Annotated in this window: 12 protein-coding genes; 5 read left to right on the forward strand and 7 right to left on the reverse strand. The window is 70.2% G+C overall.

Annotated features, from left to right (window positions below; genetic code table 11):
- Positions 1 to 39: 39 nt before the first annotated feature.
- Positions 40 to 1,374, reverse strand: a complete 1,335-nt coding sequence (locus tag OHB49_RS19430; protein ID WP_329161810.1) for an MFS transporter — start codon at positions 1,372 to 1,374, stop codon at positions 40 to 42.
- Positions 1,375 to 1,471: 97 nt separating this feature from the next.
- Complete coding sequence (locus OHB49_RS19435; protein ID WP_030926516.1) at positions 1,472 to 1,912, reverse strand: MarR family winged helix-turn-helix transcriptional regulator; 441 nt, start codon at positions 1,910 to 1,912, stop codon at positions 1,472 to 1,474.
- A gap of 135 nt (positions 1,913 to 2,047) precedes the next feature.
- On the opposite strand from OHB49_RS19435, the gene OHB49_RS19440 reads away from it, so the two are divergent.
- Positions 2,048 to 2,242: a hypothetical protein gene (locus tag OHB49_RS19440; RefSeq protein WP_030975490.1), complete on the forward strand. Its 195-nt coding sequence runs from the start codon at positions 2,048 to 2,050 to the stop codon at positions 2,240 to 2,242.
- Between the two features lie 42 nt (positions 2,243 to 2,284).
- Here OHB49_RS19440 and OHB49_RS19445 read toward each other — a convergent pair whose 3' ends face one another.
- Complete coding sequence (locus tag OHB49_RS19445) at positions 2,285 to 3,742, reverse strand: NCS2 family permease (protein WP_030926520.1); 1,458 nt, start codon at positions 3,740 to 3,742, stop codon at positions 2,285 to 2,287.
- Between the two features lie 187 nt (positions 3,743 to 3,929).
- Between OHB49_RS19445 and OHB49_RS19450 the strand changes: the two genes are divergently transcribed.
- Positions 3,930 to 4,217, forward strand: a complete 288-nt coding sequence (locus tag OHB49_RS19450; RefSeq protein ID WP_030975488.1) for a DUF2530 domain-containing protein — start codon at positions 3,930 to 3,932, stop codon at positions 4,215 to 4,217.
- Positions 4,218 to 4,420: 203 nt separating this feature from the next.
- On the forward strand, positions 4,421 to 6,889 hold the full coding sequence (locus OHB49_RS19455; RefSeq protein WP_030975482.1) for an HAD-IC family P-type ATPase: 2,469 nt from the start codon (positions 4,421 to 4,423) through the stop codon (positions 6,887 to 6,889).
- 3 nt (positions 6,890 to 6,892) lie between these two features.
- On the opposite strand, the gene OHB49_RS19460 is transcribed toward OHB49_RS19455, so the two are convergent.
- The 4 genes from OHB49_RS19460 to OHB49_RS19475 form a co-directional block, all read right to left on the reverse strand.
- Complete coding sequence (locus OHB49_RS19460) at positions 6,893 to 7,660, reverse strand: DUF5707 domain-containing protein (protein WP_329161812.1); 768 nt, start codon at positions 7,658 to 7,660, stop codon at positions 6,893 to 6,895.
- Between the two features lie 103 nt (positions 7,661 to 7,763).
- Positions 7,764 to 8,687, reverse strand: coding sequence for a hypothetical protein (locus tag OHB49_RS19465; protein WP_329161813.1), 924 nt, complete (start codon positions 8,685 to 8,687; stop codon positions 7,764 to 7,766).
- A 175-nt stretch (positions 8,688 to 8,862) separates the two neighbouring features.
- Positions 8,863 to 12,069 carry a sacsin N-terminal ATP-binding-like domain-containing protein gene (locus OHB49_RS19470; RefSeq protein WP_329161814.1) on the reverse strand — a complete coding sequence of 1,069 codons (3,207 nt, stop codon included), beginning with the start codon at positions 12,067 to 12,069 and terminating at the stop codon, positions 8,863 to 8,865.
- 325 nt (positions 12,070 to 12,394) lie between these two features.
- A complete protein-coding gene (locus OHB49_RS19475) occupies positions 12,395 to 13,330 on the reverse strand; it encodes a DUF3027 domain-containing protein (protein WP_329161816.1) in 936 nt (311 codons plus the stop codon).
- A 403-nt stretch (positions 13,331 to 13,733) separates the two neighbouring features.
- On the opposite strand from OHB49_RS19475, the gene OHB49_RS19480 reads away from it, so the two are divergent.
- Positions 13,734 to 15,176 carry an MFS transporter gene (locus OHB49_RS19480; RefSeq protein ID WP_329161818.1) on the forward strand — a complete coding sequence of 481 codons (1,443 nt, stop codon included), beginning with the start codon at positions 13,734 to 13,736 and terminating at the stop codon, positions 15,174 to 15,176.
- A 27-nt stretch (positions 15,177 to 15,203) separates the two neighbouring features.
- The gene (locus tag OHB49_RS19485; RefSeq protein WP_030975473.1) at positions 15,204 to 15,683 is read left to right on the forward strand and encodes a hypothetical protein; all 480 of its coding nucleotides are present in this window, start codon (positions 15,204 to 15,206) and stop codon (positions 15,681 to 15,683) included.
- The last annotated feature ends 11 nt before the right edge of the window (positions 15,684 to 15,694 follow it).

Below are 15,694 nucleotides of genomic sequence, written 5' to 3' on the forward strand. Positions count from 1 at the left end.
CACCGGCCGGGGCCTTGGCACGTCGCGTACGAGCGCTCCTCAGGCCGCCGTCGCCAGCTGCTCGCGGGGGACGAACCGCACATGCGGGCGGCCCGGCCGCAGGTCGACCTTGATCCGCAGGCCGCCGACGCGGGCCAGCATGAAGCCGACGCCGAGTGCGGCGAACATCGAGAACGTGCCGCCGACCGCCATGGCGGTCCGGACGCCGTACGTGTCGCTGATCCAGCCCACGATCGGGGCGCCCACCGGCGTACCCCCGGCGAAGACCATCATGTACAGGCTCATCACCCGGCCGCGCATGGCCGGGTCGGCGGCCATCTGGACGCTCGTGTTCGCGCTGATGTTGGTGGTCAGGCCGATCATGCCGATCGGGAGCAGCAGGATCGCGAAGAGCCAGACGTACGGCGACATGGACGCGATGATCTCCAGGAGACCGAACACCGTCCCCGCCGCCACCAGCATCCGCAGCCGCGAGGAGCGCCGGCGGGCGGCCAGCAGCGCGCCGGCCAGTGAACCGGCCGCCATGAGGATGTTGAAGAACGAGTACATCCCCGCGCCGCCGTGGAAGATCTCGTCCGCGAAGGCGGTGAGCCAGATCGGGAAGTTGAAGCCGAACGTGCCGACGAAGCCGACCAGGACGATCGGCCAGATCAGCTCGGGGCGCCCCGAGACATAGCGCAGCCCCTCGCGGAGCTGACCCTTGGCACGCGGCACGACGATCGCCTTGTGCAGTTCGCTCGTGCGCATCAGCAGCAGGCCGATGAGCGGGGCGCCGAAGGACAGGCCGTTGAACATGAAGGCCCAGCCGCTGCCGACCGTGGTGATCAGGACACCCGCGACGGCGGGACCGATCAGCCGGGCCGACTGGAAGTTGGCCGAATTCAGACTGACCGCGTTCCGCAGCTGGGCGGGTCCGACCATCTCGGAGACGAAGGACTGGCGGGCCGGGTTGTCCACGACCGTGACCATGCCGAGCAGGAAGGCGATCAGGTAGACGTGCCACACCTGGACGACGCCGGAGAGGGTGAGGGCGGCGAGGGCGAGCCCACAGAGACCGAGCGCGGCCTGGCTGACGAGGAGGAGCTTGCGCTTCGGGAGCCGGTCGGCGATGACGCCGCCGTACAGGCCGAAGAGCAGCATGGGAAGGAACTGGAGGGCCGTGGTGATGCCGACGGCGGTGGCGGACCCGGTGAGGCTCAGAACGAGCCAGTCCTGCGTGATGCGGGACATCCAGGTACCGGTGTTGGAGATCACCGCGCCTGTGGCGAACAGGCGGTAGTTGCGGATCTTCAGCGACGAGAAGGTCCCGCCGGGCTTGCTCTCGTGGGTGGACGTCGGTGCGGGGGCGGAGTCTGCTCCGGATCCCGTACTCAAAAGGGTTCGCCTCCTCGGGCGTGGACTGCGTGCTGACTGACGGGATGCGGCCGTACGGGCTGCACGCGGACTCCGGCCCGGCGTACCCCCCGTACCGCTACAGGTGGGCGAGCTTCTCCAGCACTGGTGCGGCCTTGCGCAGCGTCTCCCACTCGTCCTCGTCCAGGCCTTCGGCGAGGGTGGCCAGCCAGGCGTTCCGCTTGGAGCGGCTCTCCTCGAGCATGGCCTCGGCCTGCTCGGTCTGGCTGACCATCTTCTGGCGACGGTCATCGGGGTGCGGTTCCAGTCTGACCAGTCCCTTGGCTTCGAGCAGCGCGACGATGCGGGTCATCGACGGAGGCTGCACATGCTCCTTGCGGGCCAGCTCACCGGGAGTGGCGGAACCGCAGCGGGCGAGCGTGCCGAGCACCGACATCTCGGTGGGGCTCAGCGACTCGTCGACGCGCTGGTGCTTGAGGCGTCGGCCCAGCAGCATCACAGCGGAACGAAGGGAGCTCACGGCGGCGGCACTCTCGCCGTCGTGGATCAGGTCAGGCATGTTTGTTAGCGTAACTCATTACCTACCCTAAATACCACTCGGCTGGTACACGCGCGGGCTATCGATCACCCAAACGAGTGAGTCGGATCCGGAAAGTGACGCGAAACGACCTCAAAGGCCGTAACCCTGCTTGCCATGGGATCGACAGTGCTCAGCCTGCGGATAGACGGTGAGCTGCTCGACCGGCTCCGGCAGCACGCCGCCAGACGCGGAATGAGCGTCCAGGACTATGTCGTCAGGACGCTCATCCGCGACGATTTCGACGAGCGCTTCAAAGCCGCCGTCGACGAGACGGAAAAGTTCTACGGGGCGGACGACCGGGTGAACTGACTCGCCCGGTCGTCCGCCCCGCAGAGGGCGACGTGTGAAGGGTTACGACGTCAGGCCGAGGGCCGGCATCGCGTAGTAGAAGACGAAGACCGCCGACACCACGTACATGGCCACCGGCACCTCGCGCCAGCGACCGGCCGCCACCCGCAGCACGGAGAAGGCGATGAAGCCGATGCCGATGCCGTTGGTGATCGAGTACGTGAACGGCATCATCACCATGGCCAGGAAGGCCGGAACGGCGAGCGTGTAGTCGCTCCAGTCGATGTCCCGCACCGACCCCGCGATGATCAGGAAGCCGACCGCCAGCAGCGCCGGCGTGGCCGCCTGCGACGGAACCATGGTCGCCAGCGGCGTCAGGAACAGCGCCACCGTGAACAGCAGACCCGTCACCACGCTCGCGAAACCGGTGCGGGCACCCTCTCCGACACCCGCCGTGGACTCCACGAAGCAGGTACTGGCGGAGGAGGAGCTCGCACCGCCCGCGGCGACCGCGATGCCGTCCACGAACAGCACCTTGTTGATGCCGGGGAAGTTGCCGTCCTTGTCCGTCAGCTTGGCCTCGTCACCGACACCGAGGATGGTGCCCATCGCGTCGAAGAAGCAGGACAGCAGCACGGTGAAGACGAACAGGATGCCGGTCAGCGCACCGACCTTGTCGAAGCCGCCGAACAGGCTGACCTTGCCGATCAGTCCGAAGTCGGGGGTGGCGACCGGGTTGCCCGGCCACTGCGGAACGGTCAGGCCCCAGGCCTCGCCCGGCAGGTCGGCGACCGTGTCGATGACCATGGCGACGACCGTCATGGCGACGATCGAGATCAGGATCGCGCCCGGCACCTTGCGGACGATCAGTGCGAGGGTGAGCAGCGCCCCGAGGATGAAGACCAGAACCGGCCAGCCGTTGAGGTGGCCGTCGCTGCCGAGCTGGAGCGGCACGGTGGTGTGCGCGACGTCCGGGATACGGGAGACGAAGCCCGAGTCGACCAGACCGATCAGCAGGATGAAGAGACCGATACCGATCGCGATGCCCTTGCGGAGCGACTTCGGTACGGCGTTCATCACGCGTTCGCGCAGCCCGGTCGCGACGAGCAGCATGACGACGATGCCGGCGAGGACGACCATGCCCATCGCGTCCGGCCAGCTCATCCGGGGGGCGAGCTGCAGGGCGACGACGGTGTTGACGCCGAGACCGGCGGCCAGCGCGATCGGCACATTGCCGATGACGCCCATCAGCAGGGTGGAGAACGCGGCGGTCAGCACGGTGGCGGTGACCAGCTGGCCGCCATTGAGCTGATGCCCGTACATGTCTTTCGCGCTGCCGAGAATGATCGGGTTCAGCACGATGATGTACGCCATCGCGAAGAACGTGGCGAATCCGCCGCGGATCTCACGCGCGACCGACGACCCCCGCTCGGAGATCTTGAAGAAACGGTCCAAGCCGCCGTGCGGCTGTGGCGCTATGGGCTGCCTGGAGTCGACCGAAGCGGTGGCCGAGGGAGACATGTATGACCTCAGTCGTGCGTAGAGGGGGGAGAAGAGTGGTCAGCTTTGGACTTTTACACGAATAAATCGAGACAGCCGTAAGCAGATTCAGTATGAATACATAAGGCGAAGATCGCTATCTCCGCGCGTAGACCCTTGGGCCGACTGGCCCGACAGGCTTTACATACGGGCCGCATACACTGACCCCATGGCGAAGTGGACACCGACACACGAGGCACCCGAGCCCCTGGAGGGGCCCGTCGTCGCCACCATCACCGGCGGAACGATCCTCTGGTTCGTCCTCTTCCTCGTCCAGCTCCCGTTCTACGGCTGGTTCGACGAGCACGGGCACACCTGGTGGGTGTGGACGTGTCTGGCCGGTGCCGGGCTCGGACTGATCGGCATCTGGTACGTCCGGGGGCGCGACGCGGCGCTCAAGCGGGCGGCCGCCGCCGCCAAGACCGGAACGGCCGACACGGCCGACGGCAGCCACTGACACCACCGGCGCAAGCCGCCGGCCCCGGCCACCGACCTGAGCCACCGGCGGAGACCGGGACACGGGTCGGCGCGCAACCGTCACGAAAGTCAGGGACGCGACCCCCGACTTCCCTGACGCCCCGGACCGCACCCCTCCTCCTGCGGTCTGATCTTCGGATCCCCGGCGGGTGAATCGGGCGTTCCGCCCGTACCGTCGGAACCATGACGCAGCGGGCAGTCGACTCCTCCGGTAAGCAGAAACCCCGCCGGCCCCGGCCGGCCCCCATCGACGCCGGATCCGAACTCGACCCGGTCCACCCGATGAAGCTGCCGGACTCCGCGGTGCACAGCACCGGGCTGACCGCCGCCGAGGTGGCCGAGCGGATCGCCCGGGGCGAGGTCAACGACGTACCCGTCCGCTCGTCCCGCTCCGTCGGCGAGATCGTCCGCGCCAATGTCTTCACCCGGTTCAACCTGATCATCGGCGTGCTCTGGCTGGTCATGCTGTTCGTCGCGCCGTTCCAGGACAGCCTCTTCGGCTACGTGATCATCGCCAACACCGGCATCGGCATCGTCCAGGAGTGGCGGGCCAAGAAGACCCTCGACGGCCTGGCCGTCATCGGCGAGGCGAAACCCACGGTCCGGCGCGACGGGGTCGCCGCGGAGATATCCACCTCGGAGATCGTCCTCGGCGATCTGGTCGAGCTCGGCCCCGGTGACAAGGTCGTCGTGGACGGCGCGGTGGCCGAGGCCGACAACCTGGAGATCGACGAGTCGCTGCTCACCGGCGAGGCCGACCCCGTGGTGAAACAGCCCGGCGATCCGGTGATGTCCGGCAGCTTCGTCGTCGCGGGCGGCGGCGCGTTCTCCGCCACCAAGGTCGGCCGCGAGGCCTACGCCGCGCAGCTCGCCGAGGAGGCGTCGCGCTTCACCCTCGTCCAGTCCGAACTGCGCAGCGGCATCAGCACGATCCTCAAGTACGTCACCTGGATGATGGTGCCGACCGCGATCGGCCTGATCATCAGCCAGCTCGTCGTCAAGAAGACCGACCTCAAGGACTCCATCGCCCGGACGGTCGGCGGAATCGTGCCGATGATCCCTGAGGGGCTGGTCCTGCTCACCTCGGTCGCCTTCGCGATCGGTGTCGTACGGCTCGGCCGCAAGCAGTGCCTGGTGCAGGAGCTGCCCGCCATCGAGGGCCTCGCCCGGGTCGACGTCGTCTGCCTCGACAAGACCGGCACGCTCACCGAAGGCGGCATGGACGTCACCGAGGTGCGGGCGCTGGGTGGTGCGGACGACCCGTACATACGCCAGGTGCTGGCCAACCTCGGCGCGTCCGACCCGCGGCCCAATGCCAGCCTGCAGGCGATCGTCGACGCTTACCCGTCCCCGAACGGCGAGGCGTGGCGCTGCACGGAGGCGCTGCCGTTCTCCTCGGCACGCAAGTACAGCGGCGCCGCGTTCGACGAGGGCAGCGGCAAGGCGTCGAGCTGGCTGCTCGGCGCACCCGATGTGCTGCTCCCGGACCACGACCCGGCGCTCGGCGAGATCGAGCAGCTCAACCGGCAGGGACTGCGGGTCCTGCTGCTGGCCCGTGCACAGGGGGAGCTGGAAGGGCCGCAGAGCGCCGCCGGAGCCGAACCGGCCGCACTGGTCGTCCTGGAGCAGCGGCTGCGGCCGGACGCCGGGCAGACACTCCGCTACTTCGCCGACCAGCGGGTCGCCACGAAGGTCATCTCCGGGGACAACGCCGTCTCGGTCGGTGCGGTCGCGGGCAAGCTCGGCCTGCCCGGCGCCGAACACACCCTGGACGCGCGCCGGCTACCGACGGACCCGGACGACATGGCCACGGCCATGGAGGAGAACGCGGTCTTCGGCCGGGTCACCCCGCAGCAGAAGCGGGAGATGGTCGCCGCGCTCCAGTCCCGCGGTCACACGGTCGCGATGACGGGGGACGGGGTCAACGACGTGCTGGCACTCAAGGACGCCGACATCGGCGTCTCGATGGGATCCGGCTCGGAGGCGACGCGCGCGGTGGCGCAGATCGTGCTGCTCAACAACAGCTTCGCGACCCTGCCGTCGGTGGTCGCCGAGGGCCGCCGGGTCATCGGCAACATCACCCGGGTCGCCACCCTGTTCCTGACGAAGACCGTCTACTCGGTACTGCTGGCGATCCTGGTGGTCTGCTTCCAGGTCGAGTACCCGTTCCTGCCCCGGCATCTGACCCTGCTGTCGACGCTGACGATCGGCGTCCCGGCGTTCTTCCTGGCCCTCGCGCCCAACAAGGAGCGGGCCCAGCCGCACTTCGTCCGCAGAGTCATGCGGTACTCGGTCCCGTCCGGCGTCATCGCGGGCATCGCCACCTTCGCGACGTATCTGATCGCCCGGCACTACTACACGGGGCCGGGTGCGCTGGACGCGGAGACCAGTGCGGCGACGCTCACGCTGTTCCTGGTCTCGATGTGGGTCCTCGCGATCATCGCCCGCCCCTACACCTGGTGGCGGATCCTCCTGGTCGCGGCGATGGGGGCGGCGTTCCTGATCGTGCTGGTGGTGCCGTGGCTGCAGGGCTTCTTCGCGCTGAAGCTGGTGGGCACGGCCATGCCGTGGGCTGCGGTGGGGATTGCGGTGGTGGCGGCGACCGCCCTGGAGTTCACCTGGCGCCTGGTCAGTCGCCGCTTCCCGGTATAGCTGCTAGCGCACGTCGACGTAGTCACCGGTGGTGGTGACGGCCGGAGTGGTGGACGTGCCGGCGAAGCTGTAGCGCCAGTAGCCGTCGACCGAGGCCTTCACCGTGGTCTTCAGGGCGCCGGTGCTGCTCGACTTGATCGTCTTCACCGTGGTGTAGGCGGTGCCGGTCTTCTTACGGAACTGCAGCTTCACCGGCTGGACGGTGTAGCCGGCGTAGGCGTGCGTCTCCCAGTTGGCGCGCGTCAGCTTGCCGGTGACCGTGATGGTCCTGCCCTTCTTGACGGGCTCCGGGGCGGCGTTGACCGTCAGCTTCGACAGCCGCTGCACATGGGTCGTGGCGTAGGAGTCGTACGACGTGCTGGAGCCGTCCTTGGCCTCGGCGCCCGCGAGGATGTGCCAGGAACCGGCCAGTGCGTTCCTGGTCAGGTCGGCCCTCGGGTCGACCGTGAGGGTGAGCGAGCAGGTGGCGGTGGTGGCGCTCGCGTCCTTGCAGGTCGCTTCCTGCGTCGGCACCAGCGCGCCGTCCATGCCCTTTTCCAGGCTCGTCCCGTGCCAGAGGATCACCCAACCGGTGGCAATGCCGGAGGCGTGCGAGGCGGTGACGGACACGGTGACCGTCTTCGGCACCGTCGTCCCCAGAACGATGTCCTTGCCGCCGTTGACGGTGACCTTGGAGAGGACGGGAGCCGTTGCGGCATGCGCGGCCGGCACGGCGAGGGCGGAGAGAGCCAGGGCGCCCGATACGGCGGCGACAGTGGCACGAATGCGCATAAGTGTCCCCAGGTGTGATGAGTCGGTGAGTGCGCCGGGCAGCGGGACCTCGCTCGGAGATCCCGCTGCCCGGGTGGAACCGTTGGTGGAACTACTGCCGTGACTACTGCACGTCGACGTAGTCACCGGTGGTGGTGACGGCCGGGGTGGTGGACGTGCCGGCGAAGCTGTAGCGCCAGTAGCCGTCGACCGAGGCGGTGACCGTGGTCTTCAGGGCGCCGGTGCTGCTCGACTTGATCGTCTTCACCGTGGTGTAGGCGGTGCTGGTCTTCTTACGGAACTGCAGCTTCACCGGCTGGACGGTGTAGCCGTGGTAGGCGAAGTCGTCCCAGTTGGCGCGCGTCAGCTTGCCGGTGACCGTGATGGTCTTGCCCTTCTTGACGGGCTCCGGGGCCGCGTTGACCGTCAGCTTCGAGAAGCGCTGCAGCTTGGTGGTACCCAGGCCGTCCTGCTCCGCGAAGCCGATCTGGCTCGGGTCGAAGTCGGGGTCGGACGGGTCCTGGCCGTTGAGGTCGGCGGCGAAGCCCACCGCCTTCCACGTCGTGGCGTCCGCATTGCCGATGAAGTCGATCTGCGGCCAGACGTCGATCTGCCCCTTGCAGGTGGCGACCGTCGAGGAGACGGTCTTGCAGGTGGGGGCCACGTCGCCGAACAGGATGTTCGTCGGGTCGTCGAACGAACCGCGGTAGAGCTCGACATCGAGCATGAAGTCGTCGGCGAAGATGTCCACGTCGGCGGCGTGCGTCACGGTGAACGTGGTCGGCACGGTCACCGTGTTGGTGGTGCCGACGACGATCGGCTTGCCGCCGTTCACCGAAAGCTTGGAGAAGGTGAGGTCGAGCGGGGCGGTCTCGTCGGCGGCGATGGAGCGCGCGCCGGTCTTCGTGCCGGACGCGTCGTGCGCGGCACGCACGACGTCGGCGAGTACCGAGTGGTGCGCGTCGGCGGCGTTGGCCGCCGACGGTACGACGAGGGCGGAGAGAGCCAGGGCGCCGGTCACGGCGGCCACAGTGGCACGTATACGCATGTTCATTCCCCGGTGGAGAAAGGGGCCCGCGGAGGTCGTCCGTCCGTGGGGCCCAAGATCGTCTGTAAAGCCTGGTGGCTTCACGGACGAGATCAATGAGGCGGGTGAACGGTTGTACGGCCGGGAAGATTCTTTGCGTATGCGTGACCGGGACCTGGCAATGGGGCCCGGGTCGTCAGTCGAACCAGCGGTCCCGGGCCAGTTCCTCCGTGCGCGACGGGTCCTCCAGCAGCGCCGCGACCTCGAAGCGGCGCGGCCACTGCCCCGCCGCCCACGCCAGGCCCGCCGCGACGCCCTCGAGCGTCGACGCGTGGACGACCCCGTCCGGGGTACGGCGCCAGTCCAGTTCGACGCCGCCCGCGCGGAGTTCGCCGTGTTCGACGTACGTGTCCGGGGTCCCTGCGCCGAGCAGGATCCGTACCGGTTCCGGCACCTGGTGCTCCTCGCCCTCCGTCGTCACCTGTGCCTGGACGGTCTCGCCGAGCCGTCGCACCTGGAACAGTTCGGCCAGTTCGGCGGCGCGCGCCGGGGCCACCGGCAGCAACGGAAGGCTGTCCGTCAGCGGCAGCAGATCGGGGGCGTCCGCGATCACCGTGTCCGCCGCGTCGACGACCCGCACCTCGCCGTCGACCACGGCCCGCAGCTCGTCGGGCAGCGTGACGTGTTCGGGGTCGAGATCGGCCAGCGCCGTGTACAGCTCGTGGAGTTGCACGGAGCCGACCGGCCGGCTCCCGTCCGCGAGCCGGCCGAGGAGTTCGGCGGCACCGCCCGGCTCGTCGAGGAGCGCCGCGACGGACGTCCGTACGCCGAGCGCGCGCAGCACCTGGACGTCGTCGAAGCCGGCCGCGTCGGCGGAGTCGTACAGTCCGGACAGCCGCGGGTCGCCGCCTGCGGCCCGCAGACCTGCCGGGCGTCGGCCGTCGAGCACCGGGTGGTCGCGCAGCCACCAGGCGGTGTACGGGCGCACGGACCGGGTCGTACCGTCCGGGAGCAGCACCCGCACCGGTTGCGTCAGTGCGTCGCGCAGCGGCGGCCGGGAGAGCAGGGCGAGCGCCTGCGGCCAGGCGTCGTCGTCGACGAGGTCGAGGTCGCGGACGGCGACGAGTTCGGTGGCGACCGGCGGCACGGGGGTGTCCGGCAGCTGGTCGAGGATGTCCTCGCACCACACGTCGACGGCGTCGAGCAGCCCCGCGTCGTCGGGTTCGGTGAAGTCGCCTTCGCGTGGCTCCAGTTCGTCCGGGTCGAGGACGACATCGGTGGCGCGGACGAGTGCGAAGGTGGCCAGCACCCCGCAGGCGGTCAACGGCTGTTCGCCCCAGCGTACGGCCAGTTCCTCGTCGCAGAGGGCGAGTTCGCCGTCACGCATGATCTGCGCGAACGGGCTTCCCGGCAGCACGAGTTCACCGGCCGGAGCGGGTTCGCCCTCCTCGTCCGGGAGCGCGAGGGCACCGAGCCACGGTTCGTCGCCGGGTGACAGGTCCGCGTCCCGGACCAGCGTGAGGACGGTCTCCGCGAGCTCTCCGGCGTCCAGCGCGTCCTCGTCCCACACCTCACCCGCGTCCAGCGAACCGGCGACCGCCGCGCGCACCTGTGGGGTCGTCAGCACGGCGCGCGGGGTGGCGGGCAGGGCGCCCAGCTTCTCCAGGAGCGGATGGGCGGCGTCCGGATGCGCGACCTTCAGGCCGAGCCGGGCCAGCCGGTCCAGGACCGGGCCGGTGAGCGCTTCCGGCAGCGGCAGCAGGACCTGACGGGGACCGATCGTGGTGCGCGGGGCCGCAATGCCGTCCGGCCCCTCCACCGCCTGATCCACCGTCCCGGCCAGCGGCACCGGCAGTCCGGAGAGCCGGTCCGGGTCGATGCCGGACAGGCTGTCGTACAGCCTCCGCCACCAGGCGGGATCGCGCTCCAGACCGGCGAGCCGGTCGATGGCCTCGGTCAGCGGCACCCTGGCCACTCCGAGCGTGCGCAGTTCGCTGCGGCGCTCAAGTCCTGCGGGCAGCAGGCACGGCAGCACCTCGGCCAGCACCCGGACGGTCTCGGCGCCGACCCCCTCCAGTACTTCGGCCTCGATGGGCCGCAGCGCGGTGGTGGCCTCGTGGGCACTCTGCGGCTCCGCGTCCCAGGCGTCCCACCGGTCCGGTTCGGCGGCGGTGTCGCGCGGGGCGGCGGGCTCCAGGAACGCGACGCGCGGCAGCCGTTCCAGGATCGCGCCGCGCAGCGCACCGTCCAGTTCGCCGCTGCCCAGCGGGCCGGGCACCAGGTCGATCGTTCCGACACTCACCGGCTGCCAGTCCGCGAGCAGTTCGGCGTAGGCGTCGGCCGCGCGCTGCACCAGGAAGTCGGTGAGCGGGCCGGGCGCGGGGTGGCGGCGGGTGGTGTCGAGCGGCAGCGACGCGATGAGCAGGGCGGGCACGCCGAGGGGTTCGTCGGTGGGGGTCGGGGCGTGGACGACGGGGGCGGTACGGGGGAAGACCGGCGCCCCGTCCATGTCCACGGGCACCGCCCAGGTCACCGACCAGTGCGGGCGCAACCGTTCCTCGAGGGGGCGGTCGGCGAGCAGGGCCGGCTCGATCGGACCGTGATGCGCGACCGTGCGCCAGCGGTTCGTGCCGTGCACGGAGTCGTCGACGTGCGTGTACGGGCCGTGCTGGGAGCGGTGCAACGTCCTTACCCCGTCAGGGGTGTCGATGACGATCTCTTCGAGGCCGGGCAGCGTCAGGAGCAGCGCGTCGTCGACGGCGGCGAGCAGCCGGCCGACGAGATCCTCGGCGACGCCGTCGCGCAGCGGCAGGACGACGACCGTGTCGTACCCGTCCGGCGCGGTGCCCTCGGCGGGCAGCGGGAGCCGGAGCAGCGGTACGTGACCGTCGCGGCGGCGGAGCTCGTCACCGAGACCGGGGCTGCCGACGGCGGCCTGCCGGGCGAGGCCGCGGGCCTCGGCGAGGGACCAGCGGACCCCACCGTGCCGGCCGACCACAGCGGGCTCGTCACTGACCGCGAGCACCGCGGCGAAACCGACACCGAACCTGCCCACGGCGGACTCGTGGCCCTCACGCTTGGCGGAGGCCCGGAGCGTGCTGAGCGATTCGACGCCGGTGGCGTCGAGGGGGGCGCCGGTGTTGGCGGCGGCGAGGACGGCGTTCCCGGCGTCGCCGGGGTGCAGGGTGAGACGCAGACGGCCGGGGACGCCGGCGCGGGCGGCGGCGTCGGCGGCGTTCTGGGCCAGCTCGACGACGAGGCGGTCACGGTAGCCGCCGAGTGCGAGGTCCTCCTCGGCGTTGGCGTCCTCCCGGAACCGGGCGGGACCGGCGCCCCAGGCATCGAGCACCCCGCGCCGCAGCCGCGCCGTCCCGAACGGATCGGCCCCCTCGGTCGCATTCATGCTCACTCTGACTCCGCTCTGTCCGGTGACGCGTTATCCGTGTGCGGCGGGGAGTGCGGGTGCACCCGTGCCGCCAGTGTGCGCCCGAAGGTACCGCGAGCGGAAAGCCGGTGCGCCGAGCCCGTGCGCCACGTTTTGTCCTCAAACGCCGGACAGGCTCGGGTCGACCCCGTCCGAGCCCGTCGGCGGGGCCCCATGCCTTGAGGCCATGGGGGAGATCGAGGAGGAAGCGGTCAGCCGGACGAAGCGGTCACCCGGTGGCCGCCAGGGCGCCGCAAACGGCCCCCGGGCACCGTGGGCCCGAATTCCCCGGCGGCCAGGAGCGTCAGGAGTGGCCGAGGTCCTCCGACGGCGCGTCCGGCTCCGCCGGAACCGACCCGCCGTCCCTCGCCGGGCGCAGCAGGTACTCGTCCACCTGCATCGTGTCCAGCGCGTGCGGCGCGGGCTTCGGCGGCTTCGGCATCACCGCGGCCTCCGAGTGCCCACCGCACCCGTACGACAGCGAGACGACCCGCCCGTCCGCCGGGCTGAACTCGTTCGCGCACACTCCGAACGCCTGCCGCAGCGATCCCGCGATCGGCATCAGGAAGGCACACGTGTCGCAGGACGCCGGTGCCGCCTGCGCCATCGGCGTCTTCGCGCCGAACGCCTCGTCCCACCGGTCGGCCGCCGCATGCAGCCCGTACCGGGACAGCACCCGCGCCCGCCGCATCCCGAGCTCTTCGGCGACCGCTGCGATCGAGCCGCGGTCCGTCGCCTCCGGGCGCGTCGTCAGCTCCGCGTCCTCCGCGTCGACGAGATCGGCCAGTTCCTCCGACATCTCGGAGACCACCGAGTTCGGCGGCGGCTCGTCCTCACCGGTGTACCCGGGCTCCAGACGCAGATCCTCCGCCTCGGTGGGCAGCAGATCGCCGGGTCCCATGTCGCCGGGGCGCAGCCGCTCGCTCCACGGCACCCACTCCGGCGCGAGCAGCGCATCCGTCCCGGGCAGCAGTACCGCCTCGTCGAGCGTGACGTTCTTGGCGCGGGAGGCCCTGGCGACCGTCACCGCCCAGCGCCAGCCCCGGTAACCGGGTTCCTTGCACTCGAAGTAGTGCGTGACGACCCGGTCCCCTTCGGAGACCAGCGCCACGTGCTCACCGACCACTCCTGGCGCGGCGGCTTCCTCGGCCGCCGAGCGCGCGAGGTCTACCGCCTCGGCGCACAGGCGGTCGGGGGCAGGGGTACGGGCAGTACGGCTTCGCGTCGTAGCAGCACTCACAGGTCTCGCTTCTCTCCATACGCCGTCTCACGAGCGCGCCAGCAGATCCATCGATTTCGGCCATAACGGTTGCGGGCGGAGCGGACCTGGGGGCCGCGTCGACGTCCACACCCGTTGTGCCTGCCTCGGGCGCGCCTTCTGCTATCCATTCTGCGGGATCGCCGAGAGGCGCGCGGCCAAGAACAACCGCCGGTGGCGCGCTACGCACGCTACCCTCTCCGCCGCTCCCCGCCCACCTGCCCGTCCCAAACAAGGCCGTATCCACTGCCGTGTCCGTGTCAGAACGGACCCGGTAGCCGCGACGACGGGCGGCCGCGGTCCGCACTGACCCGACAGGGCGGCGCTCATCGCGCCTCACACCGTTCTCGGTTCGTTACCGGTGTGACTGGGGCACTATGACGGGGTGGCTTCCGCCAGGTCGCACGACGGGTCCGGCCCGCTCCGCAGGACGGGCCGGACGATCGGTCATGCCCTGCACGCGCCGTTCACCGGCACGGCGAAAGGAATCCGCAAGGCGACCCACGCCCACGGCGCCGGCGAATCCGGGCTCGGCAAACTGATCGAGTTGCATGCCGTGAACGGCGCGGGCGACGTGATGATCACCGTCGCGCTCGCCTCGACGGTGTTCTTCTCCGTGCCGACGGACGAGGCCCGGGGGCGCGTAGCCCTCTATCTGGCCGTCACGATGGCGCCCTTCACACTCCTCGCCCCTGTCATCGGCCCCCTCCTGGACCGCCTGCCGCACGGCCGCCGCGCCGCGATGGCGGGCGCCATGCTGGCCCGGGCGCTGCTGGCACTCACCATGTCGAGCGCGGTCGCCACGGGTGGTCTGGAGCTGTATCCGGCGGCGCTGGGCGTCCTGGTCTCCTCGAAGGCGTACGGGGTCGTACGCAGCGCGGTCGTGCCGCGCCTGCTGCCACCCGGTTTCTCCCTGGTGAAGGCGAACTCCCGGGTCACCCTGGCCGGGCTCCTGGCCACCGGTGTGGCGGCGCCGATCGGGGCCGGGCTGCAGACCGTCGGATCCGGCTGGCCGCTGTACGGCGCGTGCGTGATCTTCATAGGCGGCACCGTGCTCGCCTTCACGCTGCCGCGCAAGGTCGACTCGGCGAAGGGTGAGCGCCGGGCCCGGCTGGTCGAGCCCCACGGCCATCAGCCATCCGTCCTGGCCAAGCCCTCCAAGGCCAACGGGAACGGGAAAAGGGCCAACGGCAAGAAAACCACCATGAGGTCCGGGGAGAAGGAGAGGCGGCCGGGGCTGCGGACCGTCGGGCCGTCCGTCCTGCACGGGCTCCAGGCGAACGCCGCCCACCGCGCCCTCTCCGGCTTCCTGATCTTCTTCCTGGCGTTCCTGCTGCGTGAGCAGCCGCTGGCCGGGCAGAGCGCCGCCGTGTCGCTCGGCATCGTCGGTGTCGCGGCCGGTGTCGGCAATGCCCTCGGTACGGCCATGGGCTCCTGGCTCCGGACCCGCGGTCCCGAGGTGATCATCGCCGCGGTGCTGGGGCTGGCCCTCGGCGTCGCCGTCCTCGCCGCGGTCTTCTTCTCCACTTTGATGGTCGCCGCGCTCAGTGCGATGGCGGGCTTCACCCAGGCTCTGTCCAAGCTGTCGCTGGACGCGATGATCCAGCGCGACGTGCCGGAGGAGGTACGGACCTCCGCGTTCGCCCGGTCCGAGACTCTGCTGCAGATGTCCTGGGTGGTCGGCGGCGGCATCGGCATCTCTCTCCCCCTCAACGGCGTACTGGGGATGTCCGTCGCCGCGGGGATCCTCGCCCTCGGTGCGACAGCCTCCGTACGGGGTCTGCTGAGCGCCGCGCGGCGCGGCTCGCCGCACCCCCGCGTGGCGTGAGCCGGAGCGACCGATAACCTTCGGCCCATGACCGTTGCGTTCTTCTCCGGTAAGGGCCGTCGTATCGGCGTCGCTCTTGGTGCCGTGTCCGCGGGACTCCTTGTCCTGTCCGCCTGCGACAAGCCGACGCCGCTCGCCACCGTGACGGTCGGCGACACCTCGGTGACCACCGAGGCGTCCTGCTACAACGACGGCGACGCCCTCAAGGACTCGCAGATCCAGGCCTGCTTGAACAAGAAGGCGGAGAAGTCCGTCAAGGTCGCGATGGACGACAAGGTCCGCTTCGGCGTCGACCCCGAGATCGCGGACAACGGCTGGACGCTCTTCATCAACGGCCAGCAGGCCGAGCAGGAGCCGTACAAGAGGACCTACCGGTCCGTCCCGGGCAGCGCCTTCTTCTCCAGCCAGACCGGCGGAACCACGAACAAGACGCAGGTCAGCATCGTGGAGACCAAGGGCAAGAAGCTCACCGGCATCTGGCACTTCGAGCTCAAGAAGACCAGCTGATCCCCTCCTGA

The organism is Streptomyces sp. NBC_01717, from assembly GCF_036248255.1.
Taxonomy (GTDB): domain Bacteria; phylum Actinomycetota; class Actinomycetes; order Streptomycetales; family Streptomycetaceae; genus Streptomyces.

Bases quoted from the DNA above. Each gene is read 5' to 3' on its own strand.
- OHB49_RS19445 (WP_030926520.1), bottom strand. From the start codon at position 3,742: ATGTCTCCCTCGGCCACCGCTTCGGTCGACTCCAGGCAGCCCATAGCG.
- OHB49_RS19440 (WP_030975490.1), top strand. From the start codon at position 2,048: ATGGGATCGACAGTGCTCAGCCTGCGGATAGACGGTGAGCTGCTCGAC.
- OHB49_RS19485 (WP_030975473.1), top strand. From the start codon at position 15,204: ATGACCGTTGCGTTCTTCTCCGGTAAGGGCCGTCGTATCGGCGTCGCT.
- OHB49_RS19460 (WP_329161812.1), bottom strand. From the start codon at position 7,660: ATGCGCATTCGTGCCACTGTCGCCGCCGTATCGGGCGCCCTGGCTCTC.
- OHB49_RS19455 (WP_030975482.1), top strand. From the start codon at position 4,421: ATGACGCAGCGGGCAGTCGACTCCTCCGGTAAGCAGAAACCCCGCCGG.
- OHB49_RS19465 (WP_329161813.1), bottom strand. From the start codon at position 8,687: ATGCGTATACGTGCCACTGTGGCCGCCGTGACCGGCGCCCTGGCTCTC.
- OHB49_RS19435 (WP_030926516.1), bottom strand. From the start codon at position 1,912: ATGCCTGACCTGATCCACGACGGCGAGAGTGCCGCCGCCGTGAGCTCC.
- OHB49_RS19470 (WP_329161814.1), bottom strand. From the start codon at position 12,069: ATGAATGCGACCGAGGGGGCCGATCCGTTCGGGACGGCGCGGCTGCGG.
- OHB49_RS19450 (WP_030975488.1), top strand. From the start codon at position 3,930: ATGGCGAAGTGGACACCGACACACGAGGCACCCGAGCCCCTGGAGGGG.